The organism is Paracoccus halophilus (genome assembly GCF_000763905.1).
Lineage (GTDB): Bacteria > Pseudomonadota > Alphaproteobacteria > Rhodobacterales > Rhodobacteraceae > Paracoccus > Paracoccus halophilus.
Genome location: NZ_JRKN01000011.1, coordinates 45,835 through 71,947, shown reverse-complemented (window position 1 = coordinate 71,947; position 26,113 = coordinate 45,835). Strand labels below are relative to the sequence as shown.

Genomic DNA, 26,113 nt, shown 5'->3' with positions numbered 1-26,113 from the left:
ATAAAGGCCCGGGTCCTTCAGGCCCGGGCCGCCTCGTTCCAGCAGGGTTGCAGGTCGCCGGGTCGCGGGCTGGCGGCATGGACGGCGCGCGCGATGGCGCGGGCCAGCACGCAGGCGGCGGCATGGCCCAGCAAGAAGGGCGTCAGGGCCGGATCGGGCAGCGGCTTCGCCCCGGTCGAGGCGGCAAAGACCAGATCCCCGTCAAAGGGCGTATGGCTGGGCAGGATGGCGCGCGCCATGCCGTCCTGCGCCGCCGTTGCCAGCCGCGTCAGCCCGGCCTTGTCCAGCACCGCATCGGTGGCGACGATGGCGATGGTCGTGGCCTCGCCCAGCCGTTTCACCGGCGGCGGCTCGGCCTCGGGCGCATAGGGGCCGGACAGGCCCAGCCCGCCGAATTCGCCCTGCATCTCCCAGGGCGCGGCCCAGAACTGGCGGCTGTCGCCCCGGGTGACCGAGCCAAGCGCATTGACCACCACCAGCGCGCCGATGGTGATGCCGCAAGCCAGCACCGCCGAGGCCGAGCCCAGCCCGCCCTTCCAGCGATGGGTCAGCGCGCCGGTGCCGCCGCCCTCGCTGCCCAGGGCGAAATCCGGGCCGGCGGCCTCCAGCGCCATGCGGCCAAGCGCCGGATAGGGGTTTTCCTGCCAGCCCTTGTCACCGCCGTTCAGCAGGTCGAAAACGATGGCGCCCGGCACGATGGGCACGCGGACCGCGCCGATCTGAAAGCCGCGTCCCATGGCGCGCAGCCCCTCGGCCACGCCGTCACAGGCTGCCAGCCCGAATGCCGAGCCGCCCGACAGGACCAGCGCATCCACCCCGTGGACCAGCTTGTCGGGGGCCAGCAGGTCGGTTTCGCGCGAGCCGGGGGCGCCGCCCATGACATTGACGCCGCAGGCCAGCGGCGGCTCGGCGGTCAGCACGGTCACGCCGGATCGCAGCGCGTCGTCGCGGGCATTGCCGACCCGCAGGCCGGCGACATCGGTGATCAGGTTTCGCGGGCCGGGACGCATGATCTTCCTCATCTTCAGGGGGCGGCCGAACCCTGATGCGGGTTGCGGCGTTGCGCCAGCGTAGGGCCGCACCTAGATTTGCGGCAACAGCTTTCGAAAGGATGCAATCATGAATGCTCCGATTCACAGGATATTCGACCGGCCGCTGGATGCCGAGGTGCCCAAGGGCTTCGATCAGGCGATCTTCGGCATGGGCTGCTATTGGGGTGTCGAGCGCCTGTTCTGGCAGCTTGACGGCGTCTGGCTGACCGAGGTGGGCTTTGCCGGCGGCAATGTCGCGGACCCAAGCTACAAGCAGGTCTGCCAGGGCACGACCGGCCATGCCGAGGTGGTGCGCCTGGTCTATGACAGCTCGCGCATCAGCTATGAGCGGCTGTTGCAGGTGTTCTGGGAAAACCACAACCCGACGCAGGGCAACCGGCAGGGCAACGATATCGGCAGCCAGTATCGCTCGCTCATCATGTATTTCACCGACAGCCAGCGCGCCGCGGCCGAACTGTCCAGGGCCGATTACGGCAACCGGCTGGCGGTGGGCGGATTCTCCGAGATCACCACGGAAATCCTGCCGGCCGGACCCTTCTATCCGGCGCATGAGGATCACCAGCAATATCTGGACCGCTACCCCAATGGCTATTGCGGCTTGCGCGGCACGGGCATACAGGCGCCTCTGACCGATATTGCCGAGGAAATCTGATGCCCACATGGACCGCGCTGACCCATGCCGCCGGCCGTGACGCCGCCGAGGCGCTGGCCGCGCAGGCCGAGGACCTGACCCCCGAGCCGGTGGGCAGCGGCGTGTTCGAGATCGAGGATGGCAGCGACCGCTGGGAGGTGGGGCTGTATTTCACCGAAAGCCCCGACGAGATCGGGCTGGCGCTGCTGGCCGCCGCCTGGGGGGCGGAGCCCTTTGTCATCTCGGAACTGCCCGAGGTGGACTGGGTCGCCCATGTCCGGCGTCAGCTTTCGCCGGTCGCGGCGGGGCGGTTCTTTGTCCATGGCAGCCATGACGCCGACAAGGTGCCCGAGGGCGCCGAGGCGCTGCTGATCGAGGCCGCGATGGCCTTTGGCACCGGCCATCACGACACGACCAAAGGGTGCCTGCTGGCGCTGGACCGGCTGATCGGGCAGGGCGCCGCGCCGCGCCGCATCGTCGATATCGGCTGCGGTACCGCCGTGCTGGCCATGGCCGCGGCGCGGGTCTTTCCGGTGATCGTGCTGGCCGGCGATATCGACCCGGTCGCGGTCGATACCGCGCGCGCCAATGTCATCGCCAACGGCCTGGACGGGCGCGTCGAATGTGTCGAGGCCGTGGGCTTCGACCAGCCGCTGATCGAGCGCGCCGCGCCCTTCGATCTGGTCTTTGCCAATATCCTGAAAAAGCCGCTGATCGGGCTGGTCCCGGACATGGCGCGCTATATCGCGCGGGGCGGGCGCGCGATCCTGTCGGGCATCCTGACCCATCAGGCCGAAGAGGTGATCGCCGCCTATCGTGCCGGCGGGCTGGCGCTGGAGCACCGCGAGGATCTGGGCGAATGGTCCACGCTGGTCGTGATCCGCGAATAGCGGCCGCGCGGCAAGACCGGGCATGCGAAAGCCGGAAATACGAAAGGCGGCCTGGGCGGCCGCCTGAATCTCTGCCCGTTGCCGGGCCGTGGCATTTCTGACCTTGCGCTGCGTTCAGTGGGCGCGGGCAATGCGCTCGATATCGCCGCGGCACAGACCGATATCGTCCAGCTCGCGGTCGGTCAGACGGTTCAGCGCGTTCTTGGTCACGCGCGCATCGTTCCAGGCCGACAGAGCCGCCCAGATTTTCGAACCAATACCGGAAGAGCGCGCCCCGCTTTGGACGCGGTTCGTGTCGATCGCCGACATGTTTCTCACCTTGAAAATATGCCCGTCATCGGGCGTTCCGTTGATGCTTCAGCATATAGGAGCGGCCCTGTGGAAAAACCACGTCAGAAGCGGCAATGCTGCTATGCAGCGCCAGCATAAGTAACCGTTTTAATTACTTTTTTGTGAACGTGTGTGAAGTGCTGCGGCGCGGCGCAAGTTCCTGCGGTGAAAGGCCGGTTTTCGATGAAAAGCTTCGACGGAAAACCGGCAGGGCGGGGCGGCTTTCAGCGCCAGTCGCCCAGTTCCGCCTGCCACAGGGCAAGTGACGCAACGGCAGCGGTGTCGGCGCGCAGGATCCGCGGCCCCAGCGACACGCGCGTGACGCATTCCATCGCCGACAGGCGCCTGCGCTCCGATTCGGACCAGCCCCCTTCGGGGCCGATCAGGATCGCCCAGGGACCGCCCGGCAGGCCGCGGAGCGTCGCGGCGGGGCCGGCCAGCGCCTCGTCGGCCCAAAGGATGCGGCGGGCGGGCTCCCAACCCCCGAGCAGGCGCGAAAGCGGCGTCAGCTCGCCGACCTCGGGGACAAAGGTGCCGCCGCATTGCTCGGCCGCCTCAACGGCATGGGCCTGCAGGCGGTCCTGGCGGATGCGTTCGGAATTGGTGTGTTCGGTCTGCACGGGCAGGACGCGCGCGGCGCCCATCTCGGCGGCCTTTTCAACGATGAAATCGGTGCGCGCCTTCTTGATCGGGGCAAAGATCAGCCACAGGTCGGGCGGGTCCAGCTGCGGCGCGGTCCGGCTGACGGCCAGCAATTCGCCGCTCCGCTTGGCGATGCGTCCGATCCGCGCCAGCCATTCGCCATCGCGCCCGTTGAAGACCAGAATTTCGGCCCCCGGCCCCTGCCGCATGACCGAGGCCAGGTAATGCGCCTGATCCGGCGTTAGCGCGATGGCTTGTCCCTCGGCCAGCGGGTGATCTATGAACAGTCTGATTTTCGCCATGATGGGGTGCAGCTTATGCAGACCGAAGGTCCGACGCCAGAGGCCGAAAGCACCGTTTCCGACGCGCCGCCCGATAATTGGGTGGACCGCCACGCGCCTCCGGACTGGCGGCCGTGGCTGCGCCTGTCGCGGGCCGACCGGCCGATCGGGACCTGGCTGCTGCTGCTGCCCTGCTGGTGGGGAATCGGGCTGGCGATGATCGCCGATCATCCGACATGGAACGATCTGTGGATCGCCGTAGCCTGCGGCGCGGGCGCGGTCCTGATGCGCGGCGCGGGCTGCACCTGGAACGACATCACCGACCGCGATATCGACGACAAGGTGGCGCGCACGCGGTCGCGGCCGATTCCCTCGGGGCAGGTGACGGTGACCGGGGCGGCGATCTGGATGGTGGCGCAGTCGCTGGCCGGTTTCGCGCTTTTGCTGACGCTGGGCGGTGCCGCGATCTTTCTGGGCATTGCCTCGCTGGGGCTGGTCGCGATCTATCCCTTTGCCAAGCGCTTCACCTGGTGGCCGCAGGTGTTTCTGGGGCTGGCCTTCAACTGGGGCGCGCTGCTGGCCTGGGCGGCGCATACCGGCAATCTGGCGCCGGCGCCGGTGCTGGCCTATCTGGCCGGGATCGCCTGGACGATATTTTACGACACGATCTATGCCCATCAGGACGCCGAGGACGACGCGCTGATCGGCGTCAAGTCCACCGCCCGCCTGTTCGGCCGCGACACGCCGCGCTGGCTGGCGGGTTTCGGCGCGGTCTCGGTCCTGCTGCTGGCGCTGGCGGTGCTGGCGGCCGGTCCCTCATGGTCCGCGGTGGTGGTGGCGCTGGTCGGCGTGGCGGGTTTTGCCGCGCATCTGGCATGGCAGTTGCGGCAGTTCGACATGAAGGACAGCGCCGGCTGCCTGCGCCTGTTCCGCGCCAATCGCGATGCCGGGCTGATCGTCGCATTCTTCCTGGCGCTGGCGGGGATCGTCTGACTGGCAATCGTTTGATTTGCGAATTTCCGGCAGAGCGATTAAATCCGTCGGGTCGGAAACAGCCCCAAGGTTCCCCTGATGGCCAATTCCCCGCGTCCCGGCCGGCGCAGCGCGCGCCGCGGCCCGGCGATCCTTGTCAGCCTGATCGCGCTGGCCGCCGCGGGCGGCCTATCCTTTCTGGGGGCGCGCAGCGCCGCCGATTTCATTGAGACGAACGCCACCCGCGATCTGGGCGCGGCGCTGGCGCAATTCGATTGGCTGACGGTGCGCGCCGACGGGTTGCAGGTCCGTCTCGGAGGCACCGCCCCGGACGAAATCCAGCGCGTCCGCGCGCTGACCCTGGCCGAGACGGTGGTCGATCCGAACCGCGTGCTCGATGACATGCAGGTGACCGCGAAAAAGCTGCTGGTGGCCCCGGATTTCAAGGTCGAGCTGCTGCGCAACGATCAGGGCATCACGATCATCGGACTGGTGCCGGCCGCGCTGGACCGTGACGCGATGGTTGCCAGCTTGCGCCGGCAAACGGCGGGGGCCGAGGTCTCGGACCTGCTCGAGGCGGCGGACTACCCGGTCCCCGAGGGCTGGGACGCGGCCTTTTCGCTGGGTCTGAGTGCGGCGCAGCTCGCGCCGCAGGCCAAGATCTCGGTCCGGGTGGGCGAGGTTTCGGTCCGGGCGATCACCGGCAGCCCGCAGGAAAAGCAGAATCTGGAGGCGGCGCTGAAACGTCTTACACCCGCCGGTGTCACGTTGAACCAGGAGGTGAGCGCGCCGCGCCCGGTCATCGCGCCCTTTACGCTGCGCTTCGTCCACGATGTCGCGGGGCCGCGCTTCGATGCCTGCGCCGCCGATACCGAAGCGGCGCGGGCGCGCATCCTGAAAGTCGGCGTGGAACTGGGCGTTCCGGGCAATCCGCAATGCACGCTGGGGCTGGGCGCGCCTTCGGGCCGCTGGGCCGATGCGGCGGTGGCGGGCATCGTGGCGGTCGGTACCATGGGGGCGGGTTCGGTCACGATTTCGGATACCGATGTCGCGCTCTTTGCCCCCGCCGATGTCGAGCCGGCCAGGTTCGACGAGGCGGTCGGCCGGCTGCAGGGCGCGCTGCCCCCCGCCTTCACCCTGAGCGCGCGGCATGAGCAGGCCAGCGCCGCCGGGCGCGGCCCGGCCGAGTTCTCGGCGGTGGTGGATGCCGGCGGCGTGTCGCTGCGCGGCCTTGTTCTCGATGAGCGCATGCGCGGCGTGGTGGAAAGCCTTGCCCGGTCGCATTTCGGCGAGGTGGACAGCATGCTGCGGGTCGATGGCGCCATTCCCGACGGCTGGACCCTGCGGGCGATTGCCGGGCTCGAGGCGATCGAGGGGCTGCAGCGCGGCATGGTCACGGTCACGCCCGATCTGATCCGGATCACCGGCGTCTCGGGCAGCCGGACCGCCTCGGACTTGGCGGCGGCGCGGCTGTCGCAGCAGCTGGGCGCGGGGGCGCGCTATGAGCTGGCGATCCGCTACGACCGGCGGCTGGACCCGCTGCTGGGCCTGCCCTCGGGCGTCGAATGCGTCGATCAGCTGAACGCCGCGATGCGCGAATCGGAAATCGGGTTCGAGCCGAACAAGTCGGTGATCGCCGGCGATCCCGGCCCGACGCTCGCCCGGCTGGCCGAGACCATGAGCAATTGCGCCGATTTCCGCATCGAGGTTGGCGGGCATACCGATTCCCAGGGCTCCGAGGGTTTCAATGCCGAGCTTTCCCGCCGCCGCGCGCAGGCCATCCTCGAGGCGATGACCGGTGCCGGCATCGACACGACCCATATGACCGCGCGCGGATATGGCGAAAGCCAGCCGCTGGCCGATAACGAGACCGATGCCGGGCGCGAGGCGAATCGCCGGATCGAGTTCGTGCTGCTCTCCGATGAGCCGGTGATGGTGAACGCGCCGCAGCCCGCCGAACTGGTCAAGGGCGTCACCGACGCGCCCGATGCCCTGGCCGCCAAACTGCGCGAGGCCGCGATCAGGGCCGCGACCGGGGCGCTGCATCCCGTGTTCGAGGACCTAAAGCAGGCCGAGGCCGGTGGCTCGCAGGGGCCGGATACCGCGGCGATCAATGCCGCGACCCGTCCCGCGGCGGCGGCGATCGGCCGGGACCCGGCCGATGCGCTGGTGGCCGACCGCGCCACGCCCGAAGGCGCCGCCGCCTATGCCGGATCGCGGCCAGTACAGAACAGCGCCGGGCTGCTGCCCGAACTGCCCGGTGCCGTGCTGCCGGCCATCGTTCCCATGTCGCCGCCGGATGTCGGCGGCGCGCTGCGCCCGCAACCGCGTCCCGAAAACAACTGATAACCTGTCGGCCCAAGCATGACCCGTATCGAATTCATCGTCGTCACCGCGATCATCCTGTTCGCAACCTTCGTGCTGGGCTGGATGGCGAGCGCGCTGGTCAACCGCCTGTTCCGCGTCACCCGCGCGGAAATGGGCGAGCTTGAGGATATGGCCCAGCAATTGCACGACGCCGAGGAGACGCGCGACCGCGCGGTGACGGAACTGGAAGAGCGCGAGGCGGAACTGGTCGCGAAACTGTCCTCGACCGAGGCGGAACTGCGCGCGGCGCAGGGCCAGCTGCGCGAAAGCCAGGCCGAGATCGAGGAACTGCGCGACTATATCGAGCGCAAGCTGGCCCGCGGCAATTGACGAAAAAGGCCCGGCAATCGCACCGGGCCCTGTCGTGTCGCGCGCAGGGAAAAAGGCCGCGCGTCAGACGCCGGCCTCGATGATGGCGCGGGCCAGGATCGGCACGGTCGTGTCATTGAGCCCGGCGATGTTCAGCCGCGAATCGCCGACCATGTAGATGGCGAATTCCTCCTTGATCCGCTTGACCTGCTCGGGCGTGGCGCCAAGGCGCGAGAACATGCCGCGATGTTCGGCGATAAAGCCGAACCGGTCCGAGCCAGCCAGCGAGGACAGCTCGCGCGCAAGCTGTTCGCGCAGGCGCAGCATGCCGCTGCGCACGGCCTCCAGCTCGGCCTCCCAATCGGCGCGCAGCTCGGGCGTGTTCAGCACGGTCGCCACGATCTTGGCGCCGTGAAAGGGCGGGAAGGAATAGGTCTGGCGGTTCAGGAACGCCATCGCGCCCTGGGTCAGGTCGCGCGTCGTCGCGTCGCCGCATTGCGCCAGCAGACAGCCGGTGCGTTCGCGATAGATGCCGAAATTCTTGCTGCAGGATGCCGCGATCAGCATTTCGGGAATGCGCGAGGCGATCAGCCGGGTGCCGGCCGCGTCGGCCTCGAGCCCGTCGCCGAAGCCCTGATAGGCCAGGTCGATCAGCGGCATGGCGCCGGTCTTTTCCAGGATATCCGCGACCTCGGCCCATTGTTCCAGCGTCAGGTTGGCGCCGGTCGGATTGTGGCAGCAGCCATGCAGCAGCACCACATCGCCCTTTTTCGCGGCCGAGATATCGGCCTTGAGCCCCTCGAAATCGACGCCGCGCGTGTCATTGTCGAAATAGCGGTAATGCTGGACCGGCAGGCCCATGAAATTCATGATCGAGACATGGTTGGGCCAGGTCGGATCGCTGACAAAGACCCGCAGATCGGGATTGGCCATCCGCGCCAGTTCCAGCGCCTGACGGATCGCGCCGGTGCCGCCCACCGTGGCCAGCGCGGCGGTCAGTTCGGGCTTGTGGCCCGCGCCCAGCACCAGCCCGGCCATGGCGCTCTGGAAATCCGGCTCGCCTGCCAGGGCGGAATAGCTCTTGGTGGTCTCGCTTGCCAGAATGCGCTTTTCGGCCTCGTGCACGGCGCGCATGATCGGCGTGTGGCCATTGGCATCCTTGTAGACGCCGACGCCCAGGTCGATCTTGCCCTGACGGGTATCGGCCTTGAACTCGCCGATCAGGGCCAGGATCTTGTCAGGGGCTTGTGGTTTCAGATTGGCCAGCATCAGGCATCTCCGGTTGCGATTTCAAGGTCAGGGAAGCTGCCCCATTCGGCCCAGCTTCCGTCGTAAAGCGAATGATCCCGGTGCCCGATCCGCTCAAGCGCCAGGGACAGCGAGGCCGCCGTCACGCCCGAGCCGCAGCTGGTGATGACGGGCTTGGACAGGTCCACCCCGGCGGCCTCGAATTCCGCGCGCAGCCCGGCCGGCGCCTTGAGCGTGCCGTCGGCATTGTAGAGCCGGCCAAAGGGCAGGCTCTTCGAGCCGGGAATATGGCCCGAGCGCAGGCCGGGGCGGGGCTCGGCCGCCTCGCCGCGAAAGCGTTCGGCGGCGCGGGCATCGACGATTTCATGGTCGCCCAGCTTGCTGGCGGCGGCGACCTGGGTCACGTCGCGCACCAGTTCCGGAACGCGGCGGACATTCAGGTGCCGGTCGCGGATCGCGGGGGCCGCGTCCTCGACCGGGCGCCCCTCGGCCAGCCATTTGCCAAGACCGCCATCCAGCACGGCCACGCTGTCATGGCCCATCAGGCGGAAATTCCACCATATGCGGGCCGCCGAACGCAGGGGCGAGTTGTCATAGACCACGACCTGATGGCCGTCGCCGATGCCCATGGCGCGGACCCGGCTGACGAAGACCTCGGGCGGCGGGGCCATATGGGGCAGGGCGCTGCGGCTGTCGGCGATCGCGTCCAGATCCCAGAACCGCGCGCCGGGAATATGGGCGGCAAGATATTCGGCATGGGCGTCGCGGTCGCCCGACAGAAACCAGGTCGCGTCGATGATGCGCAGATCGGGGTCGTCCAGATGCGCGGCCAGCCAGCCGGTCGAGACCAGTATCCTGGGATCGTCGGTATCGCTTGCCCCGGCCATCGGCCCTTCCCCCGCGTAACAAACCAGACCGATGTAACGCCAGGCGCGCGCGCCTGCAATGGCGTAAGGTCAGCCGTTCTGTTTCAGCAAGCGCTGTTTCTGCCGGTTCCAGTCACGCTTGGCCGAGGTCTCGCGCTTGTCGGCGGCCTTCTTGCCCTTGGCCAGGCCGATCTTCAGTTTCACCATGCCGCGATGGTTGAAATACATCACCAGCGGCACCAGCGTCATGCCCTGCCTGCCGATCGCCTGCCACAGCCGCGCCAGTTCCTTTTTCGACACCAGAAGCTTGCGCTTGCGCCGTTCCTCATGGCCAAAGAGCGCGGCCTGCTTGTAGCTGGCGATATAGGCGTTGATCAGCCACAGCTCGCCCTCTTCGACCGAGGCATAGCTTTCGGCGATGTTCGACTGTCCGGTGCGCAGGCTTTTCACCTCGGAGCCGGTCAGAACGATGCCCACCTCAAGATCGCTTTCGATGAAGTAATCGAACCGCGCGCGGCGGTTCTCGGCGATGACTTTGTAATTCGGATCGGTTTTCGTGGCCATGATCGGTGACAGATAGGGGCGGCACGGCGCGAAGTAAAGATTGGCCGCGCGTCGGCTAGCGGCCGTCGCCGGGCCGGGTCCGGGCGGCCAGGAACATCGCCAGCAGCCCCCGCGCGCCCGCCTGCATGTCGCGCCATGTCGCATCGAAGCCGGTGCTTTCGCCGAAATAGGGATCGGCGACGGCCTGCCCCTCTTGCCCCGGCACATGGTCCAGCATCAGCGACAGCCGCGCATGGGCATCGGCGGGGGCGATCCTGCGCAGATTGGCCAGGTTGTCGTGATCCATGGCGACGATATGGTCGAAACGGTGGAAATCCTGCGCCGTGACCTGCCGCGCCCGCAGCCCCGAGATGTCGATGCCGTCGCGGGCCGCGATCTCTTGCGCGCGCGGGTCCGGCGGCTCGCCCAGATGCCAGATGCCGGTGCCGGCCGAGTCGATCTCGATGGCCAGCCCTGCCTTGCGCGCGGCGTCCCGCATCGCCCCCTCGGCCAGGGGCGAGCGGCAGATATTGCCCAGACAGACGAACAGGATTGACGGTTCGGCCATGATCCCCCCTCTTGCGGCGGGCGTTGCCTTCCCCGCCATCGGCAGGCTACCCCTGTCGGCAGGGGAAACAAGGGGGGATGGCAGGTCATGCGTCACGGTGGGCAGATTCTGGTCGATGCGCTGCGCGCGAACGGCGTCTCGCGCGTCTTTTCGGTGCCCGGCGAAAGCTTTCTGGCGGCGCTGGACGGGCTGCATGCCTCTGCCATCCGGAACGTCGTCTGCCGGCACGAGGGCGGCGCCGCAATGATGGCCGAGGCGGATGGCAAGCTGACCGGGCGGCCCGGCGTGGCCTTTGTCACCCGCGGTCCGGGCGCGACCAATGCCAGCGCCGGCGTGCATGTGGCGCGGCAGGATTCGACGCCGATGATCCTGTTCGTCGGCCAGATCGCCCGCGCCCATCGCGACCGCGACGCGTTTCAGGAGGTGGATTACCGCGCCATGTTCGGCCCTCTGGCGAAATGGGTGGCCGAGATCGACCAGACCGAGCGTATTCCCGAATATGTCGCGCGCGCCTTTCATCTGGCGGTGTCCGGCCGTCCCGGCCCCGTCGTTCTGGCCCTGCCCGAGGATATGCTGTCCTCCCGCGCCGAGGTGGCCGACCTGCCGCCCGCCGCCGCACCGCTATCCGCCGTGGCGCCGGGCTCAGTCGCGGCGATTGCGCGGGCTCTGGCCGGGGCCGAGCGGCCGCTCGTGGTGCCGGGCGGCACGCTTTGGTCGCAGCGGGCGGCGGACGATCTGGCGCGTTTCGCCGAAGGCTGGGGCCTGCCCGTCGCCGTGCCGTTTCGCCGTCAGGGGCATATGGACAATGCCCATCCGAACTATGTCGGCGATCTGGGCGTCGGCATGAACCCGGCGCTCGGGCAGGCGCTCGAGCGGGCCGATTGCGTGCTGTCGCTGGGCTCGCGGCTGGGCGACACGCTGACCCGCGGCTATCATCTGATGGACCCGGTCCGGCCGCATGCGCGGGTGATCCATGTCCACCCTTCGCCCGATGAGCTGGGACATCTGTGGCACCCCGATCCGGGGCTGGTCGCCGACCCGCGCGAGGTGATCGCGGCGCTGGCCGATCTGCCCGCGCCGCGCCGCTGGGACGGTTGGACCCGGTCGCTGCGCGCCGGTTATGAGGACTGGCAGCATCCCCGCCCGACCCCCGGAGATCTGCGCATGGAAGAGGTGGTGCGCTGGCTCTCGGACCATCTGCCCGAGGATGCGATCATCACCAACGGCGCGGGGAATTACGCGGCTTTCATCCATCGCTATTACCGTTTTCGCCGCTGGGGGACGCAGCTTGCGCCGACCTCGGGCTCGATGGGCTACGGCTTGCCGGCGGCGATCGCGGCCAAGCTGCGGCATCCGGGGCGGGTGGTGGTCTGCCTTGCCGGCGATGGCTGCCTGCAAATGACCCTCAACGAGTTGGCGACCGCCGCCCAGAACGAAGTCGCGGTGATCGTCCTTGTCGCGAATAACGGCCGCTACGGCACCATCCGCATGCATCAGGAGCGCAGCTATCCGGGGCGCGTTTCGGGCGCCGATCTGGTCAATCCCGATTTTGCCGCGCTGGCCCGCGCCTATGGCGGCCATGGCGAGGTGGTGACGCGGCAAGAGGATTTCGGCGCCGCTTTCGGCCGGGCGCAGGCCGCCGGGCGGCTTGCGCTGCTGGAACTGAAGCTGCATCCCGAGGCGCTGAGCACCGCCGCCACCCTGTCGCAGATCCGCGCCGCCGGCGAGGCCGCGCTGCGCCGTAGCTAGAAGCCGCCGATCCAGACCAGGGTCGCGGCGAGGATCGCGGACGCGGGCACGGTGATCAGCCAGGCGCCCAGGATGGTGCGCACATGCGACCGCCGCACCAGACGCCTGCGCCGGCGTTCCTCATAGGGCAGCGGGGCGCGGCTCTTGGGATGCTGGCGGTCGCGCCATTCGCGGTAAAAGCCGATCCCGAAGACGCCACCGACCGCGATATGGGTGGTCGAAACCGGCAGGCCCAGCGAGGAAAAGCCCAGCACCGTGATCGCCGTGGTCAGCGATACGCAAAGCGCCCGCCCGGGATTCAGCCGCGTGATGCGGCTGCCGACCATATGCACCAGCCGGCGGCCGAACAGCACGATCCCCAGGGCGATGCCCAGCCCCGCGACCAGCAGCACCAGCGCATCGCGGACGGTGCCGGCCTGCATCTCGTTGCCTTCGAGGATGATGGTCAGGGGCGCGGCGATATTGGCGGTGTCATTGGCGCCGTGGGCAAAGCCCATGACGATGGCCGCCGTCGCCAGAGGCAGGGCCAGCAGTTCCTTCATCGCCAGCGGCGCGGATTTCTCGGCCCGGATCTGCCGGTCGATGCGGATGCGGGCATAGGCCCAGCCGGGCAAGGCGGCGGCCAGCGCAATGCCCACAACCGCGGCAGGACCCAGCCCATGCGTGGCCAGCGCCCCGACCGCGCCCAGCAGGCCAAAGCTCAGCGCGACCAGAACCGGCAGCCAGAGCCGGCCGGCCTCGGTCCGGTCCTCGCGCCGCAGGACGCGGTTGCGCAGCAAAGCCAGCAGCGCCGCCGCGATCAGCCCGGCGATGAAGGGCGAGGCCACCCAGCCGATGGCGATCTTGGCCAGGACCGGCCAGTTGACGGCATCGGTGCCAAAGGTCGCCAGCCCGGCCCCCGCGATGGCGCCGACCACCGAATGGGTGGTGCTGACCGGCGCGTTCATCCAGGTGGCAAAGCTGATCCAGGTCCCCGCCGCCAGCAGCGCCACCAGCATCATGCGCGCCGTCGCCTCGCCCTGGCCCAGCGTATTGCCGACCAGCCCCTCGGTCAGGGTGGCGGTGATGGCATTGCCGGCGATGACGGCGCCGCAGACCTCCATCACCGCGACCATCAGCAGCCCGGTCGTCATGCCGATGGCGCCCGCGCCGACCGCCGGCCCCAGTGAGTTGGCGACGTCGTTGGCCCCGATCGACAGGGCCAGATAGGCCGCGACGGCCATGCCCGCCGCGACGACGCTGATCGAGGACGGGCCGGCGAACAGGCTTGCCGCGGTGACCGAGGCGGCCACCATGAAAATCAGCGCGATCCCCAGCCGCAGCAGCGGCCGCGCGGATTGCATGATCGCGTGTTCGGCATTGGTGACGCGGCTCAGATCCTTGTCGAGCGTGCGAAATTCGCGTGCCATCCTCCGGCCTAATGCCCCCGCCCGGCCGGCAGTTCGGAGAATATCCGCCGCAGGCCGTCTTCGGCAACCATCTTGGCTGCCTCGGCCGGGGTGAACCAGCGCCGCTCGCGCTCGGGCTGTTCGGGATAATCCTCGGTCAGGGTCTCGACAGCCAGCGGATAGACAAGAACCTCGATCGGGATGGCGAAGCCGCGCTCCTGTTCCTTGTCATAGCTATATCGGCCAAGGGCGGACTGGGCGACCCGGCCTATGGCGCCGGCCTCTTCCCATGCTTCCTGCGCCGCTGCATCGGCAAGTGAAAGCCCGGGCATGGGCCAGCCCTTGGGCAGGATCCAGCGACCCGTACCGCGACTGGTGATCAAGAGGATCCGGCCCGAATCGGGATCGCGGCACAGGGCCGCCACCTGCATTTCAGCCGGCCGTCTGCCGATCATGCGCGCCAGCCGGTCGCGGAACTCGACGATCACTCGGAACCCTCCGCATCGCCGATCCGGCCGCGCAGCGCCTTGACCGTGCCGCGCCGCGTCTTGGCGGCCAGGCGCCGGCGCTGGCTGCCCAGCGTCGGGCGCGTGGCAATGCGCTTGCGCGGCGCGACCAGCGCCTGGCGGATCAGTTCCGCCAGCCGCTCGCGCGCGATTTCGCGGTTGCGCGCCTGGCTGCGCGTCTCTTCGGCGCGGATCATCACCGCCCCGTCCAGGGTCCAGCGCCGCCCCGCCAGCCGGCGCAGGCGCGCCTTTGCCGGGCCGGGCAGGCTTGGCGAACGCTCTGCTTCAAAACGCAATTCCACCGCGGTTTCAACCTTGTTCACGTTCTGTCCGCCCGGTCCCTGCGACCGGGTGAACTGTTCGGACAGCTCCCATTCCTGAATCGAAATCGTGTCGTTGATGCGCAACATGGGGCAGATATGTAACAATCATTGGTTAATAAAAGATCCAGCCCCGCTTGGGTCACGCAAATTTTTTCAGTGCAGCCGGATTGCCGCAGTATCCGAGGCGCCCTCGGAATCGACAACTGTAAGTTGTGAGAACCCTATGCCCGGATTGGGCAGGGTTGCAACCGGCTGTGCCTGGGCAATCGCTGCCGGGATGCCGTTCAGCAGAAAGGTCCATGGCCCGCGCCCGCCGCGTGCCTTGGCGATCAGCGGCGCATCGGTCCGCAGCTCGGCCCCGTCGGGTGGGAATGTCAGCCGCAGCGCGTCGGGCGCGGCGGGGCTGGCGGCGACGGCGCTGGCCTTGCCCGGTGGCGCGAAGCGGCGCAGCGGCAGGGGCAGGGCGACATTTGGCAGGGTCAGCGTCTGTGGCGGTGGCGGCGGCAGCGGGGCCGGGGGCAGCGCGTCGAACAGGTCGAACAGCACCGGCGCCGCCAGATCGCCGCCAAAGACGCCCGGCACCGGGGTTCCGTCCGGCCGTCCCAGCCAGACCGAGGCGACATGCGCGCCGTCAAACCCCACCGCCAGCGCGTCGCGATGCCCGTAGGAGGTGCCGGTCTTGTAGGCCAGCGGCCGCTGCCGCGCGCCGTTCGGGGCCGGGTTCTGCGCCAGGATATCGCCGACCTGCCATGCTGCGACGGGACCGATCATCTGCGTGCGATGCGGCTCGGCACCGCCGGGCAGCGGCGACAGGGCAATGCCTCGGCCGCCCCGGGCCAGGGTGGCATAGCCCTCGGTCAGGCCTTCCAGCGTCACGCCGACGCCGCCCAGGGTGATCGCCAGACCGGGCGCGTCTCCGGGCAGTTGCAACGCGATCCCGCCACGCCGCAGCGCCTGTGCGATCCGGTTCGGGCCGGCGATCTCGGCCAGCCTGACCACCGGAATGTTCAGCGACCAGATCAGCGCATTGCGCAGCGACACGGTGCCACGGAACGCATTGTCGAAATTCTGCGGCTGCCAGTTGCCAAAGACCGCCGGGCGGTCCTCGATCAGGGTTTCGGGATGCGCCAGGCCATCATCAAAGGCCAGCCCATAGACAAAGGGCTTCAGCGCCGAGCCGGGGCTGCGCCAGGCCCGCGCCATGTCCACGAACCCGCCCGAGCCGACATCCGTCCAGTCCGCCGCGCCGACCTCGGCCAGGATCTCGCCGCTGCGGTGATCGGCCAGAACGATCGCCGCCGACAGTCGCGGACCGCGCCCCCGGACCGCGCGGGCGGCAAGCTGCTCGGCCCGGCGTTGCAGGCGCGAATCTATGGTGGTCTCGATCCGCAAGGCGCCGGGATGGGCGTTGACCAGCCGCGCGGCCAGCAGCGGTGCCAGTGCCGGAAAGGCGCGGCGCTCGCGCGGCACCGGCTCGGCCACCGCCGCCTGCGCGTCGCTGCCGGAAATCAGACCGGCGCGGGCGGCGCGCGCCAGCACCCGGTCCCGCGCCGCCCGGGCCGCCTCGGGGAAACGGTCGGGGCGCCGCCGCTCGGGCGATTGCGGCAGCGCCACCAGCAGCGCGGCCTGCGCCGGGGTCAGCCGCCGCGGCTCCTTGCCGAACCATTGCAGGCTGGCGGCGCGGATGCCCTCGACATTCGCGCCATAGGGGGCAAGGCGCAGATACAGATCCAGAATCCCGGACTTGCCAAGCCGCCGCTCCAGCGCCAGCGCCAGCCTGACCTGCCGCGCCTTGCCGGCCCATTCCCCGGTCGGCCCCTCTTCCAGAAGCCGCGCCACCTGCATGGTCAGGGTAGAGCCGCCCGAGACGACCCGCCCATGTCGCAGCGCCTGCCAGCCGGCGCGCAGCATGGCGCGCGCATCGACGCCGTCATGATCCTGAAAGCGCCTGTCCTCCCACAGCAGCAGCATGTCCAGAAACAGCGGATCGACGGACCCGGCATCCAGCCGCCAGCGCCCGTCGGCGACCTGAAAGGCGCGCAGAAGCGATCCGTCCCGGGCCAGAACCTCGGCCCCGACGGCAACCTCCAGCGAGGGCAGCTCCGTCCCCGCCACCCAAAGGTCCAGCCGGTCGCGCAGCCCGGCCCCGACCCCCAGGATCAGGGCCAGCGCGAAAATGGACATGGCCAGGCGATGCGATCTCATGGCCTCAGGATAGCCCGGCGCAGCGCGGGACAGAACGGCTCTGCACCTTCTTCTTCATCCAAATATCCATGCGGCGGATCATTCGGGCGCCGGTTCTGCCTCTTCCTCGCCGAACAGCCCCTTCAGGCCGCGGGCGACCAGATTGCCGACCCTGGGCCGGGGCTGGTGCAGAAAGGGCAGCGGCCGGCACACTTCCATCGCCGCGATGCCCACACGCGCGGTCAGCGCGCCGTTCACCACGCCTTCGCCGAAACGTCTGGACAGTTTGGCGAGCATACCGCCGCCGGCCACCGTCTGGATCAGGTCGTCGCCGGCCGCCACGGCGCCGGTGGCGATCAGATGCGTCATCACGGTGCGCGCCAGCCGCCAGCCGCCAACCGCGCCGGCGCGCCCGCCATAGATCTCGGCCATGCGGCGGATCATGCGCAGGTTCGCCGCCAGCGCCGCGATCACATCGGCCAGCGCCAGCGGGATCAGCGCGGTGGCGGTGGCGACGGTGCGGGCGGCGGCCTCGATCTCGCGCCGGGCCTGCTGGTCCAGATCGGCCAGCAGATGGCCTTCCGCCATGGCGATCAGGGTGTGCGAATCATAGGCCTCGGCCTTGTGTTCGCGCAGCTTGCCCAGGCCCCATTCCAGTTCCGGCCGGCCGCGATACAGCCCCTCGAGCCGCGTGACCACCTGCTGCGCCGCCTTGACATCGCCCGAGGCCAGCGCCGCGCCCGCCTGCCGGTTGATCGCGTCGATCGCGGCAAAGCGCGACCAGGCGCGGTATTCGCGCCAGGCCATGGCCAGCGCCGCGAAGCAGAACAGCCCCATCAGCGCGATGCCGACCCAGCCCAGCAGCGGATAGCTGGCCAGCAGCCCGCCCAGATAGCGCAGCGCCGCCACCGACATCAGAAAGGTAAACAGCGCCACGCCGCTATTGATGAAGAACCGGGTCAGCTTCGACGGACCGCGCCCGACCAGCCGCGCGACAAGCTGCATGGTGCGCGGCTGCGGCAGGCCGGTCAGCGCATCATCCTGAATGGCCGGCGCATCGGCGGGCGAGGGCGCCGCCTCGCCCTCGCGCAGCTCGGCGCGGGGCGCCTTGCGTTCGCGCTGATCGGCGGGCCGGCCGGCGGGGCGCTCTGGCGCAGGTGCCGCCGCGCGCCCCTCGGCATCGCCGGGGGCTGCGTCGCCCGCGCGGGGCGGCGGCGCCTCCATTTCCAGCAGCACCGGGCCGCGACGTTTCGGAGTCTCTGCCATACCTGACCCCTATAGCCTGTCGCCGATCAGGAATTCGGCGGCGCGGTCCAGCCGGATATGCGGCGGCCCGTCGCCCGGGCGCAGCGTATCGGGCGCGGGCGCGAAATCCATGATCGCGTAATCGCCGTCCAGCCAGCTCGTTGCGCCTTGCTGCGCGGGCAGCAGCAATTCGGCGGGATTTGCCGGCAGTTCCCCCGGGTAAAGGGCCGCGCGCCGCCCGTCCATCAGCGTGCCGCGCACGGCCGGCAGTTCCTCGCCATTCTGGCGGATCACCTCTTCGGTGGTGGTGCGCAGGCTGGCGATGGCCATGGCCTCGGTCCGGGCGCCCGAGAAATCGGCGCGGTCGCGCGCCTCGCGCAGCATGGCGGCGGTGATCGCGGTCAGGCGCGGGTGCTGGATATGGTGCAGGTGATCGGCCTTGGTGGCCGCGAACAGGATCCGCCCCACCCGGCGCGAGCCCAGAAGCTGCGCCAGCCAGCCCGCCCGGCCGGGGCGAAAGGCGCCCAGGATATCGGCCATGGCGCGGCGCATGTCCTCGACCGCGGGCGGGCCGGCATGGATCGCGCCCAGCACGTCCATCAACACCACCTGCCGGTCGATCCGCGCGAAATGGTCGCGAAAGAAGGGCTTGACCACCCGCGACTTGTAGGCGCCGAAGCGGCGGGCGAATTCGCGGCCCAGCGGCGTTGCGCGCATCTCGTGCGGCAGCGGCGTGAAGGTCAGCGCCGGCGAGCCCTCAAGCTCGCCCGGCATCAGGAAACGGCCGGGCGTGCAATCCGACCAGCCCGCCTCGCGCGCGTCATGCAGGTGCCGGGTATAGGCCTCGGCCAGGGTCTGGGCCGAGGCCTCTGCGAAGCGCGCGGGTTCCGCACCGGCCAGCGCCGCCAGGAAGATATCGGCGCCGGGCCGGCCACGCATGCGGTCCAGCACCTCTTGCGACCATTCGTCGAAATCCTTGTCCATCAGGCGCAGGTCCAGCAGCCATTCGCCCGGATAATCGACGATATCCAGATGCAGGACCTGCCGGCCGCGCAGCCCGGACAGCATGCCGCGCGACTGGATGCGCATGGACAGGCGCAGCTGGCTGACATGGCGCGTGCCCTCGGGCCAATGCGGGTCGGGGCCGGTCATCGCCGCCAGATGCCGCTCATAGTCGAAACGCGGCACGGTATCGTCGGGCTGCGGCTGCAACCATGCGGCGGTGACCGAGCCGTCGGCCACCGCGCGCAGCCCGGCCATCCGCCCGCGGTCCAGCAGGTTGGCCACCAGCGAGGTGATGAACACGGTCTTGCCGGCGCGCGACAGCCCGGTCACGCCCAGCCGGATCACCGGGTCGGACAGGCCAAGCCCCTGCATCAGATCGTCTGCGATACTCATCCTGTCCCCGGTTCATCTTCGGGGGTCAAGATATGCAGCCCCGATGCCCTTGTGTAGAGACAAGCGCAAAAGCCCGGACAAGGGTTCCCGGACGTTGCGAAACCCGTCTCTGGCGCGGCCGGGCCGCATTTGCCATAACGCCCGGATGCGACTGCCGATCGACGACGCCCTGCCCGAGCTGACCGCCGCGCTTGCCGCGCATGGCCGCGCCGTGCTGATGGCGCCGCCCGGCGCGGGCAAGACGACGCGGGTGCCGCTGGCGCTTTTGCCGGTGATCGCCGGCCGGATCGTGATGCTTGAGCCGCGCCGCCTTGCCGCCCGCGCCGCGGCCGAGCGTATGGCCGAGACGCTGGGCGAACCGCTTGGCCGGACCGTCGGCTATCGCATCCGGGGCGAATCCGTGCCCGGCAGCCGCATCGAGGTGGTGACCGAGGGCATCCTGACCCGCATGCTCCAGTCCGATCCGGGGCTGGACGGGATCGGCTGCGTCATCTTCGACGAATTTCACGAACGCAGCCTGAATGCCGATCTGGGCCTTGCCCTGGCGTCGGAGGCCCGCGCCGCGCTGCGTCCCGATCTGGCCCTGCTGGTAATGTCCGCGACGCTGGACGCCGAACCCGTCGCCGCATTGCTGGACGCGGCCCCGGTGATCCGCAGTGAAGGTCGCGCCTTTCCCGTTGAGACGCGCTGGCTGGACCGCCCGCTGCCCGCCGGCCACCGCCTGATCCCCGAGGCAGCGCGGCTGGTCACCCGCGCCGCGCTCGAGACGCGCGAGACCGGCGGCACCCTGCTGACCTTCCTGCCCGGCGAGGGCGAGATCCGGCGCGTGGCCGCCGCGCTCGATCTGGACGGCGATATCGTGCCGCTGTTCGGTGCCATGGATTTCAAGGCGCAGCGCGCCGCGCTGCAACCGGCGCAGGGGCGGCGGCGGATCGTGCTGGCGACCTCGATCGCGGAAACCTCGCTGACCATTCCCGATGTGCGCGTGGTGGTCGATGCCGGGCGGGCGCGGCGGGCGCGCTTCGATCCCGGCAGCGGCATGTCCCGGCTGGTGACCGAACGCGTCAGCCGGGCCGAGGCCGAACAGCGTCGCGGCCGCGCCGGTCGCGTCGCGCCGGGCATCTGCTATCGCATGTGGGCCCGCGCCGAAGAGGGCGCACTGCCCGCCTTTGCCCCGCCCGAGATCGCCGTGGCCGATCTGGCCGGGCTGGCGCTGGAGCTGGCCAATTGGGGCTCGGACGGGACCGATCTGGCCTTTCTGACGCCGCCGCCCGAAGGCGCGCTGGTCGAGGCGCGCGCGCTCTTGCGCGATCTTGGCGCGCTGGATGCCGGGGGCCGCATCACGGACCACGGCCGGGCGCTGGCGGCGCTGCCCCTGCATCCGCGCCTGGCGCATATGCTGGCCGTGGCGGGCAGCGACGCGGCCGATCTGGCGGCGCTGATCGGTGAACGCGATCCGCTGACCGGCGCGCCCGCCGACCTGACCCTGCGGCTGCGCGCGATCCACGACCTGCGCGCCTATCAGGACCGCCACCCCTGGCCGGTCAATCCCGGCGCGCTGCACCGTATCCGGGACGAAGCGAAACGCCTGCGCCGCATGGCTCCGAAGGGCGACCCGGGCCTGAGCGCCGGCGCCATGGCCGCGCTGGCCTATCCCGACCGGATCGGGCTGCGGCGCAAGGGCGACCAGCCGCGCTATGTGCTGTCGGGCGGCAAGGGCGCGATCCTGCCCGAGGGCGACGATCTGGCCGCGCAGCGCCTGATCGTCGCGACCGATCTGGATGGCGACGCGCGCGAGGCCCGTATCCGCATGGCCGTCGCGGTCGATGAATCCGACCTGCGCGCGCTGTTCGCCGACCAAATCGAAACCGTCGAGACGGTCGAATGGTCGCGCCGCGATAACCGCGTCTCTGCGCGCCGGCAGGAGCGGTTGGGCGCGCTGGTGCTGGCCGACCGCGCGCTGGACGATCCTGACCCGCAGGCACTGGCCCGCGCCGCCTTTGACGGGCTGCGCGCCAACGGCTTGAACTGGAGCGCGGGGGCCGCCCGGCTGCGCGCCCGTATCGCGCTGATCCCGGAACTCGGGCCGGTCGATGACGACAGCCTGCTGGCCGATCCCGACTGGCTGCTGCCTTACCTTGGCGGCGCGCGCACGCTTGCCGACCTGCGCGCGCTGGACCTGACCGAGGCCCTGCGCGCCCGCATCGGCTGGGACGGCCAGCAGCGGCTCGACCGCGCGGCGCCGGCGCATTTCGTGACGCCGCTGGGCCGCAGGGTAGCGATCGATTACGACCATGAAACCCCCTCGATCGAGTTGAAACTGCAAGAGCTTTTCGGCCTTGCGCGCCATCCGGTCGTGGCCGGGCGGCCGCTGCGCATCACCATGCTGTCGCCGGGGCAGAAACCCATCGCCGTGACCACCGATCTGCCGGGCTTCTGGATGGGCGGCTACGCGGATGTGCGCAAGGAGATGCGCGGCCGCTATCCCCGCCACCTCTGGCCCGAGAACCCGCTCGAGGCCGATCCGACCCTGCGCGCCAAGCCGCGCGGCACCTGAGCGGCGATTGCGCCATTGGCGCGCGCGGCGCGGTCCCGGCTGGCCCCGCTCAGCCCTGCCTCATGCCGCGCAGTCGCAAGGCCAGCACGATCATCGCCACGCCGATCAGCAGCGCGAAGGTCCCGATCAGCCAGGCGATGCTCAGCAGGCCAGCGGCCGGGATCATCGCCATCAGGATCCCCCAGACCGCCAGCAGCAGCCCGCTCAGCCCCAGGGCCCATTCGCCCTGGATATCCCTGCGCAGGCGAATCGCGGCGATGATCCGGAATATGCCGGCGATCACCGCCCAGGCCGCCATCCAGATGACAAAGACCAGCGCCGTCGCCGCCGGCCAGAACAGCGCCATCAGCCCGATGACGATGGACAGGAACCCGTCCAGCGCCCAGCTCCACCAGCCCTCGTCCGCGGTCCTGCGCTGAAAGCCGACGGTGATTGCCATGATTCCGTCAAAGATGGCATAGCCGCCAAAGACCAGCAGCAGCGCATAGACGGTCAGACCGGGCCAGATCAGCGCCAGAAGGCCGAACAGAATCGCGGCGATGCCGCGCAGCAGCACCACCCACCAGTTCGCCGCCATGACCCGGACCAGTCTCGCCATATCTTCCATGTTGATGCCTTTTTCGTGGATTCCGACCTGCGCGCCCCGCGATCCCTCAGCCTCGATAGGGCCCCGCGCCGCGCCGCGCGTCAAGGGTGTGCGGCCTTGCCCGCCATCGCGGCCCGGTCACGTCAGCCGCGCGGGCAGGTTCATGCCGCGCAGGATCTCGTCGGCGGGCATCGGCCGCTTTCCCGGGCGTTGCGCCTCCAGCACCTCGATGGCGCCTTCGCCGCAGGCGATGACAAAGCCCGACAGCACCTGCCCGGCCCGGCCCGAAGCTGAACCCGACCCTGCCACAAGCCGCGACCGCAGCAGCTTCACCCGCTCATCGCCGACCATGCACCAGGCGCCCGGAAAGGGCGACAGCCCCCGGATCAGCCGGTCGATCTCGGCCGCGGGGCGGGACCAGTCGATGCGCGCCTCGGCCTTGTCGATCTTGGCGGCATAGGTGACCCCTTCGGCGGGTTGCGGCGTGGCGGGCAAGGGCAGCCGCTCCAGCGTCTCGACGATCAGCGCCGCCCCCATCCCGGCCAGCCGGTCATGCAGATCGGCGGTGGTGTCCTGCGCGCCGATGGCGGTGCGCGCCTCGGCCAGAACCGGGCCGGTATCGAGCCCGGCCTCCATCTGCATGATGGCGACGCCGGTCTCGGCATCGCCAGCCATGACCGCGCGATGAATCGGCGCCGCCCCCCGCCAGCGCGGCAAAAGCGAGGCGTGGATGTTCAGGCATCCCAGACGCGGCGCCGCCAGCACCGGCTTCGGCAGGATCAGCCCATAGGCCACGACGACGGCCACATCGGCGCCCAGCTCCGCCAAGGCCGCCTGTTCCGCGGATGAGTTCAGCCGCTCGGGCACCCGCACCGGCAGGCCCAGCTCCTCGGCTGCGCGCTGCACGGGCGAGGGGCGTGGCTTCTGCCCGCGCCCGGCGGCGCGCGGCGGCTGCGAATAGATGGCGATCACCTCGTGCCGCGCCGCGATCGCGCGCAGCGCCGGGACCGAGAAATCCGGCGTTCCCATGAAGATCACGCGCATGACAGCCTCTCTTTCATGTCAAATATCCTCTGGGGGTCCGGGGGGCGAAGCGCCCCCGGGCTGCCCTCAACGCCGCGCCAGCTTGGCCGATTTCGCGACCAGCATCTTGCGGCGCAGGGGCGACAGGTGATCGACGTAAAGCCTGCCGTCCAGATGGTCGATCTGGTGCTGGACCGAGGTCGCCCAGAGGCCGACGAAATCCCGCTCCTCGATCTCGCCGGCGTCATTGAGGAAGCGCACCGTCACCGCGCGGGGCCGCTCGATCCGGGCAAAGACGCCGGGCAGATTGGGGCTGGCCTCGTCATGGGCGCGCAGCTGCACGCTGGCATGCAGCACCTCGGGATTGGCCATGCGCACCGCCTGCCCGCGCCTTTCCGAGGCATCGACCACCGCCAGCCGCTGCACGATACCGATCTGCGGCGCGGCAAGGCCCACGCCCGGCATCGCCTCCATCGTGTCGATCATGTCGTCCCAGATCATCCGCACGGTTTCGGTGATCGCGGCAACCGGCTCGGCCGCCATGTGCAGCCTGCGGTCGCCATAGGGGATAAAGGCGCGCACGGTCATCGGCCCGCCCCTTGAAGCCAGATCCGCGCCGCGCGGCGAGCGCACTCAGGCACGGGCGCGCTCGCGCTTCAGCTTGACCATCTTGCGGGTGATCATCTGCCGCCGGATCGGGCCCAGATAGTCGATGAACAGCTTGCCATCCAGATGGTCGATCTCGTGCTGGGCGCAGGTCGCCCAGAGACCGTCGAATTCGCGCTCATGCGTCCTGCCGTCCAGACCCAGCCATTGCACCCGCACCTCGGCCGGCCGGGTCACCTCGCCATAATGCTCGGGGATCGACAGGCAGCCTTCCTCATAGGTGTTCAGCCCTTCGGACTGCCAGGTAATTTCCGGGTTCACCATGACCATGGGCTGCGGCTCGGCCTCGGGGTCCTTGTTGCAGTCCATGACGTAAAGCCGCGACAGCACGCCCACCTGCGGCGCCGCCAGGCCCACGCCCGGCGCGTCATACATGGTGGCCAGCATGTCGGCGGCCAGGGTCTCGATCTCGGGGGTGATGCGGGCCACGGGCGCGCAGGGCTTTTTCAGCCGCGGATCGGGATGGAGGATGATGCTGCGCAATGTCATGGCGTTGATCTAGGGCAAGCCTTGGCGTTGCGCAACAAGTCGCTATGCTGCGGCGGGCAGCAGGAAAGGGATCCTCATGGCCAGACCCGATTTCGACGAGATCATCGACCGCACCGGCACCGCCTGTTCCAAATGGGACGACATGCAGGCGACCTATGGCGTGGCGCCGGGCGATGGCATCGCGATGTGGGTGGCGGACATGGATTTCCGCCCGCCGGCCTCGGTCCAGCGCGCGGTCGAGCAGATGGCCGACCATGGCGTCTATGGCTATCCGGGCGCGCATGCGGGCTATGACGACGCGATCCGCTGGTGGATGGCGAACCGCCACGGCTGGGAGATCGCGCCGGACTGGATCCTGACCGCGCATGGGCTGGTCAACGGCACCGCGATTTGTGTCGATGCGCTGACCGCGCCGGGCGACGGGGTGATCCTGATGACCCCGGTCTATCACGCCTTTGCCCGCGTCATCCGTGCCTCGGGCCGCGAGGTGGTGGAATTGCCGCTGGCCCTGCGGGACGGCGAATACCGCATGGACTGGCAGGGCTGGGCCGGCCGCCTGACCGGGCGCGAGCGGATGCTGATCCTGTGTTCGCCGCATAATCCCGGCGGCCGGGTCTGGAGCGCGCAGGAACTGCGCGAGGTCGCGGATTTCTGCGCCGAGCGCGACCTGATCCTGGTTTCGGACGAAATTCACCATGATCTGGTCCTGCCCGGGGCGCCGCGCCATTCGGTGCTGGCCAAGGTGGCCCCCGATGCCGCGCCGCGCCTGATCACGCTGACCGCCGCGACCAAGACCTTCAATATCGCCGGCGCCCATATCGGCAATCTCATCATCGAGGATGCGGGCCTGCGCAAGCGCATCCGGGACAGGATGTCGGCCCTGGGCATCTCTCCGGGCCTGTTCGGGCTGGGCATGGTCGCCGCCGCCTATTCGCCCGAAGGCGCCGAATGGGTCGATGCGCTGGTGCAATATCTGGACGGCAACCGGCAGATATTCGACCGGGGCGTGAACGCGATTCCCGGGCTGCGCTCGATGCCCTTGCAGGCGACCTATCTGGCCTGGGTCGATTTCGCCGGCACTGGCATGGCGCGGGACGAATTCACCCGCCGGGTCGAGAAGAACGCCCGTATCGCGGCCAACCATGGCACCAGCTTCGGGCTGGGTGGCGAAAGCTTCCTGCGCTTCAACCTCGCCACCCCGCGCGCCCGCGTGACCGAGGCGGTGGCACGCCTGCAAGAGGCGTTCGGCGACCTGCAATGAACGGCCGGGCGGGCGCCGTGCCCGCCCGCAACCCGCGCG

General features: G+C 69.5%; 25 protein-coding genes. 8 read left to right on the top strand and 17 right to left on the bottom strand.

What is annotated here, in order from left to right; translation table 11 throughout:
* Positions 1 to 17 precede the first annotated feature (17 nt).
* Positions 18 to 1,010 (bottom strand): P1 family peptidase, encoded by a 993-nt coding sequence (locus tag IT41_RS10000; RefSeq protein ID WP_036740846.1) that lies wholly within the window; start codon positions 1,008 to 1,010, stop codon positions 18 to 20.
* 109 nt (positions 1,011 to 1,119) lie between these two features.
* Between IT41_RS10000 and msrA the strand changes: the two genes are divergently transcribed.
* Entirely contained in the window at positions 1,120 to 1,704 is a 585-nt protein-coding gene (msrA, locus tag IT41_RS09995; RefSeq protein WP_074948097.1) for a peptide-methionine (S)-S-oxide reductase MsrA, read from the top strand.
* Positions 1,704 to 2,573 carry a 50S ribosomal protein L11 methyltransferase gene (locus IT41_RS09990; RefSeq protein ID WP_036740809.1) on the top strand — a complete coding sequence of 290 codons (870 nt, stop codon included), beginning with the start codon at positions 1,704 to 1,706 and terminating at the stop codon, positions 2,571 to 2,573. The genes msrA and IT41_RS09990 overlap by 1 nt, the downstream gene beginning before the upstream one ends.
* A gap of 114 nt (positions 2,574 to 2,687) precedes the next feature.
* Here the strand turns inward: IT41_RS09990 and IT41_RS09985 are convergent, their stop codons facing one another.
* Both IT41_RS09985 and IT41_RS09980 read right to left on the bottom strand, forming a co-directional pair.
* Complete coding sequence (locus IT41_RS09985; protein ID WP_036740807.1) at positions 2,688 to 2,882, bottom strand: DUF1127 domain-containing protein; 195 nt, start codon at positions 2,880 to 2,882, stop codon at positions 2,688 to 2,690.
* A gap of 245 nt (positions 2,883 to 3,127) precedes the next feature.
* Positions 3,128 to 3,847: a 16S rRNA (uracil(1498)-N(3))-methyltransferase gene (locus tag IT41_RS09980; protein ID WP_036740803.1), complete on the bottom strand. Its 720-nt coding sequence runs from the start codon at positions 3,845 to 3,847 to the stop codon at positions 3,128 to 3,130.
* A 15-nt stretch (positions 3,848 to 3,862) separates the two neighbouring features.
* On the opposite strand from IT41_RS09980, the gene ubiA reads away from it, so the two are divergent.
* From ubiA to IT41_RS09965, 3 genes are all read left to right on the top strand, one after another.
* The gene (gene ubiA / locus IT41_RS09975; protein WP_036740800.1) at positions 3,863 to 4,819 is read left to right on the top strand and encodes a 4-hydroxybenzoate octaprenyltransferase; all 957 of its coding nucleotides are present in this window, start codon (positions 3,863 to 3,865) and stop codon (positions 4,817 to 4,819) included.
* A 78-nt stretch (positions 4,820 to 4,897) separates the two neighbouring features.
* Positions 4,898 to 7,144 carry an OmpA family protein gene (locus IT41_RS09970; protein WP_074948096.1) on the top strand — a complete coding sequence of 749 codons (2,247 nt, stop codon included), beginning with the start codon at positions 4,898 to 4,900 and terminating at the stop codon, positions 7,142 to 7,144.
* An 18-nt stretch (positions 7,145 to 7,162) separates the two neighbouring features.
* Positions 7,163 to 7,495: a coiled-coil domain-containing protein gene (locus IT41_RS09965; RefSeq protein ID WP_036740798.1), complete on the top strand. Its 333-nt coding sequence runs from the start codon at positions 7,163 to 7,165 to the stop codon at positions 7,493 to 7,495.
* A gap of 63 nt (positions 7,496 to 7,558) precedes the next feature.
* On the opposite strand, the gene IT41_RS09960 is transcribed toward IT41_RS09965, so the two are convergent.
* From IT41_RS09960 to IT41_RS09945, 4 genes are all read right to left on the bottom strand, one after another.
* Positions 7,559 to 8,743: an amino acid aminotransferase gene (locus IT41_RS09960; RefSeq protein ID WP_036740797.1), complete on the bottom strand. Its 1,185-nt coding sequence runs from the start codon at positions 8,741 to 8,743 to the stop codon at positions 7,559 to 7,561.
* Positions 8,743 to 9,609 (bottom strand): 3-mercaptopyruvate sulfurtransferase, encoded by an 867-nt coding sequence (gene sseA, locus IT41_RS09955; RefSeq protein ID WP_036740795.1) that lies wholly within the window; start codon positions 9,607 to 9,609, stop codon positions 8,743 to 8,745. The genes IT41_RS09960 and sseA overlap by 1 nt, the downstream gene beginning before the upstream one ends.
* Before the next feature lie 69 nt (positions 9,610 to 9,678).
* A complete protein-coding gene (gene smpB / locus IT41_RS09950) occupies positions 9,679 to 10,152 on the bottom strand; it encodes an SsrA-binding protein SmpB (RefSeq protein ID WP_036740793.1) in 474 nt (157 codons plus the stop codon).
* A gap of 55 nt (positions 10,153 to 10,207) precedes the next feature.
* The gene (locus IT41_RS09945) at positions 10,208 to 10,699 is read right to left on the bottom strand and encodes a low molecular weight protein-tyrosine-phosphatase (protein WP_036740792.1); all 492 of its coding nucleotides are present in this window, start codon (positions 10,697 to 10,699) and stop codon (positions 10,208 to 10,210) included.
* A gap of 87 nt (positions 10,700 to 10,786) precedes the next feature.
* Between IT41_RS09945 and IT41_RS09940 the strand changes: the two genes are divergently transcribed.
* Positions 10,787 to 12,448: a thiamine pyrophosphate-binding protein gene (locus tag IT41_RS09940; protein ID WP_036740790.1), complete on the top strand. Its 1,662-nt coding sequence runs from the start codon at positions 10,787 to 10,789 to the stop codon at positions 12,446 to 12,448.
* On the opposite strand, the gene IT41_RS09935 is transcribed toward IT41_RS09940, so the two are convergent.
* The 6 genes from IT41_RS09935 to IT41_RS09910 all read right to left on the bottom strand — a co-directional run bounded on the left by IT41_RS09935 (position 12,445) and on the right by IT41_RS09910 (position 19,492).
* Entirely contained in the window at positions 12,445 to 13,857 is a 1,413-nt protein-coding gene (locus IT41_RS09935) for an inorganic phosphate transporter (RefSeq protein WP_036740788.1), read from the bottom strand. The genes IT41_RS09940 and IT41_RS09935 overlap by 4 nt on opposite strands.
* Before the next feature lie 8 nt (positions 13,858 to 13,865).
* Entirely contained in the window at positions 13,866 to 14,324 is a 459-nt protein-coding gene (locus IT41_RS09930; protein WP_036740785.1) for an NUDIX hydrolase, read from the bottom strand.
* Positions 14,321 to 14,752 carry an alternative ribosome rescue aminoacyl-tRNA hydrolase ArfB gene (arfB, locus tag IT41_RS09925; protein WP_036740783.1) on the bottom strand — a complete coding sequence of 144 codons (432 nt, stop codon included), beginning with the start codon at positions 14,750 to 14,752 and terminating at the stop codon, positions 14,321 to 14,323. The genes IT41_RS09930 and arfB overlap by 4 nt, the downstream gene beginning before the upstream one ends.
* A gap of 66 nt (positions 14,753 to 14,818) precedes the next feature.
* Entirely contained in the window at positions 14,819 to 16,870 is a 2,052-nt protein-coding gene (pbpC, locus tag IT41_RS09920) for a penicillin-binding protein 1C (RefSeq protein WP_036740782.1), read from the bottom strand.
* A gap of 78 nt (positions 16,871 to 16,948) precedes the next feature.
* Positions 16,949 to 18,115, bottom strand: a complete 1,167-nt coding sequence (locus IT41_RS09915; RefSeq protein WP_074948095.1) for a YcjF family protein — start codon at positions 18,113 to 18,115, stop codon at positions 16,949 to 16,951.
* 9 nt (positions 18,116 to 18,124) lie between these two features.
* The gene (locus IT41_RS09910) at positions 18,125 to 19,492 is read right to left on the bottom strand and encodes a YcjX family GTP-binding protein (RefSeq protein WP_036740780.1); all 1,368 of its coding nucleotides are present in this window, start codon (positions 19,490 to 19,492) and stop codon (positions 18,125 to 18,127) included.
* A gap of 145 nt (positions 19,493 to 19,637) precedes the next feature.
* Between IT41_RS09910 and hrpB the strand changes: the two genes are divergently transcribed.
* On the top strand, positions 19,638 to 22,049 hold the full coding sequence (gene hrpB, locus IT41_RS09905) for an ATP-dependent helicase HrpB (protein WP_036740778.1): 2,412 nt from the start codon (positions 19,638 to 19,640) through the stop codon (positions 22,047 to 22,049).
* Positions 22,050 to 22,098: 49 nt separating this feature from the next.
* On the opposite strand, the gene IT41_RS09900 is transcribed toward hrpB, so the two are convergent.
* The 4 genes from IT41_RS09900 to def (IT41_RS09885) form a co-directional block, all read right to left on the bottom strand.
* A complete protein-coding gene (locus tag IT41_RS09900; protein WP_052081387.1) occupies positions 22,099 to 22,647 on the bottom strand; it encodes an HdeD family acid-resistance protein in 549 nt (182 codons plus the stop codon).
* A gap of 126 nt (positions 22,648 to 22,773) precedes the next feature.
* The gene (gene fmt / locus IT41_RS09895) at positions 22,774 to 23,679 is read right to left on the bottom strand and encodes a methionyl-tRNA formyltransferase (protein WP_036740776.1); all 906 of its coding nucleotides are present in this window, start codon (positions 23,677 to 23,679) and stop codon (positions 22,774 to 22,776) included.
* A gap of 66 nt (positions 23,680 to 23,745) precedes the next feature.
* Complete coding sequence (def, locus tag IT41_RS09890) at positions 23,746 to 24,246, bottom strand: peptide deformylase (RefSeq protein WP_036740839.1); 501 nt, start codon at positions 24,244 to 24,246, stop codon at positions 23,746 to 23,748.
* A 45-nt stretch (positions 24,247 to 24,291) separates the two neighbouring features.
* Entirely contained in the window at positions 24,292 to 24,813 is a 522-nt protein-coding gene (gene def / locus IT41_RS09885) for a peptide deformylase (RefSeq protein WP_036740774.1), read from the bottom strand.
* A gap of 76 nt (positions 24,814 to 24,889) precedes the next feature.
* Between def (IT41_RS09885) and IT41_RS09880 the strand changes: the two genes are divergently transcribed.
* Positions 24,890 to 26,074, top strand: a complete 1,185-nt coding sequence (locus tag IT41_RS09880; protein WP_036740772.1) for a MalY/PatB family protein — start codon at positions 24,890 to 24,892, stop codon at positions 26,072 to 26,074.
* Positions 26,075 to 26,113 lie beyond the last annotated feature (39 nt).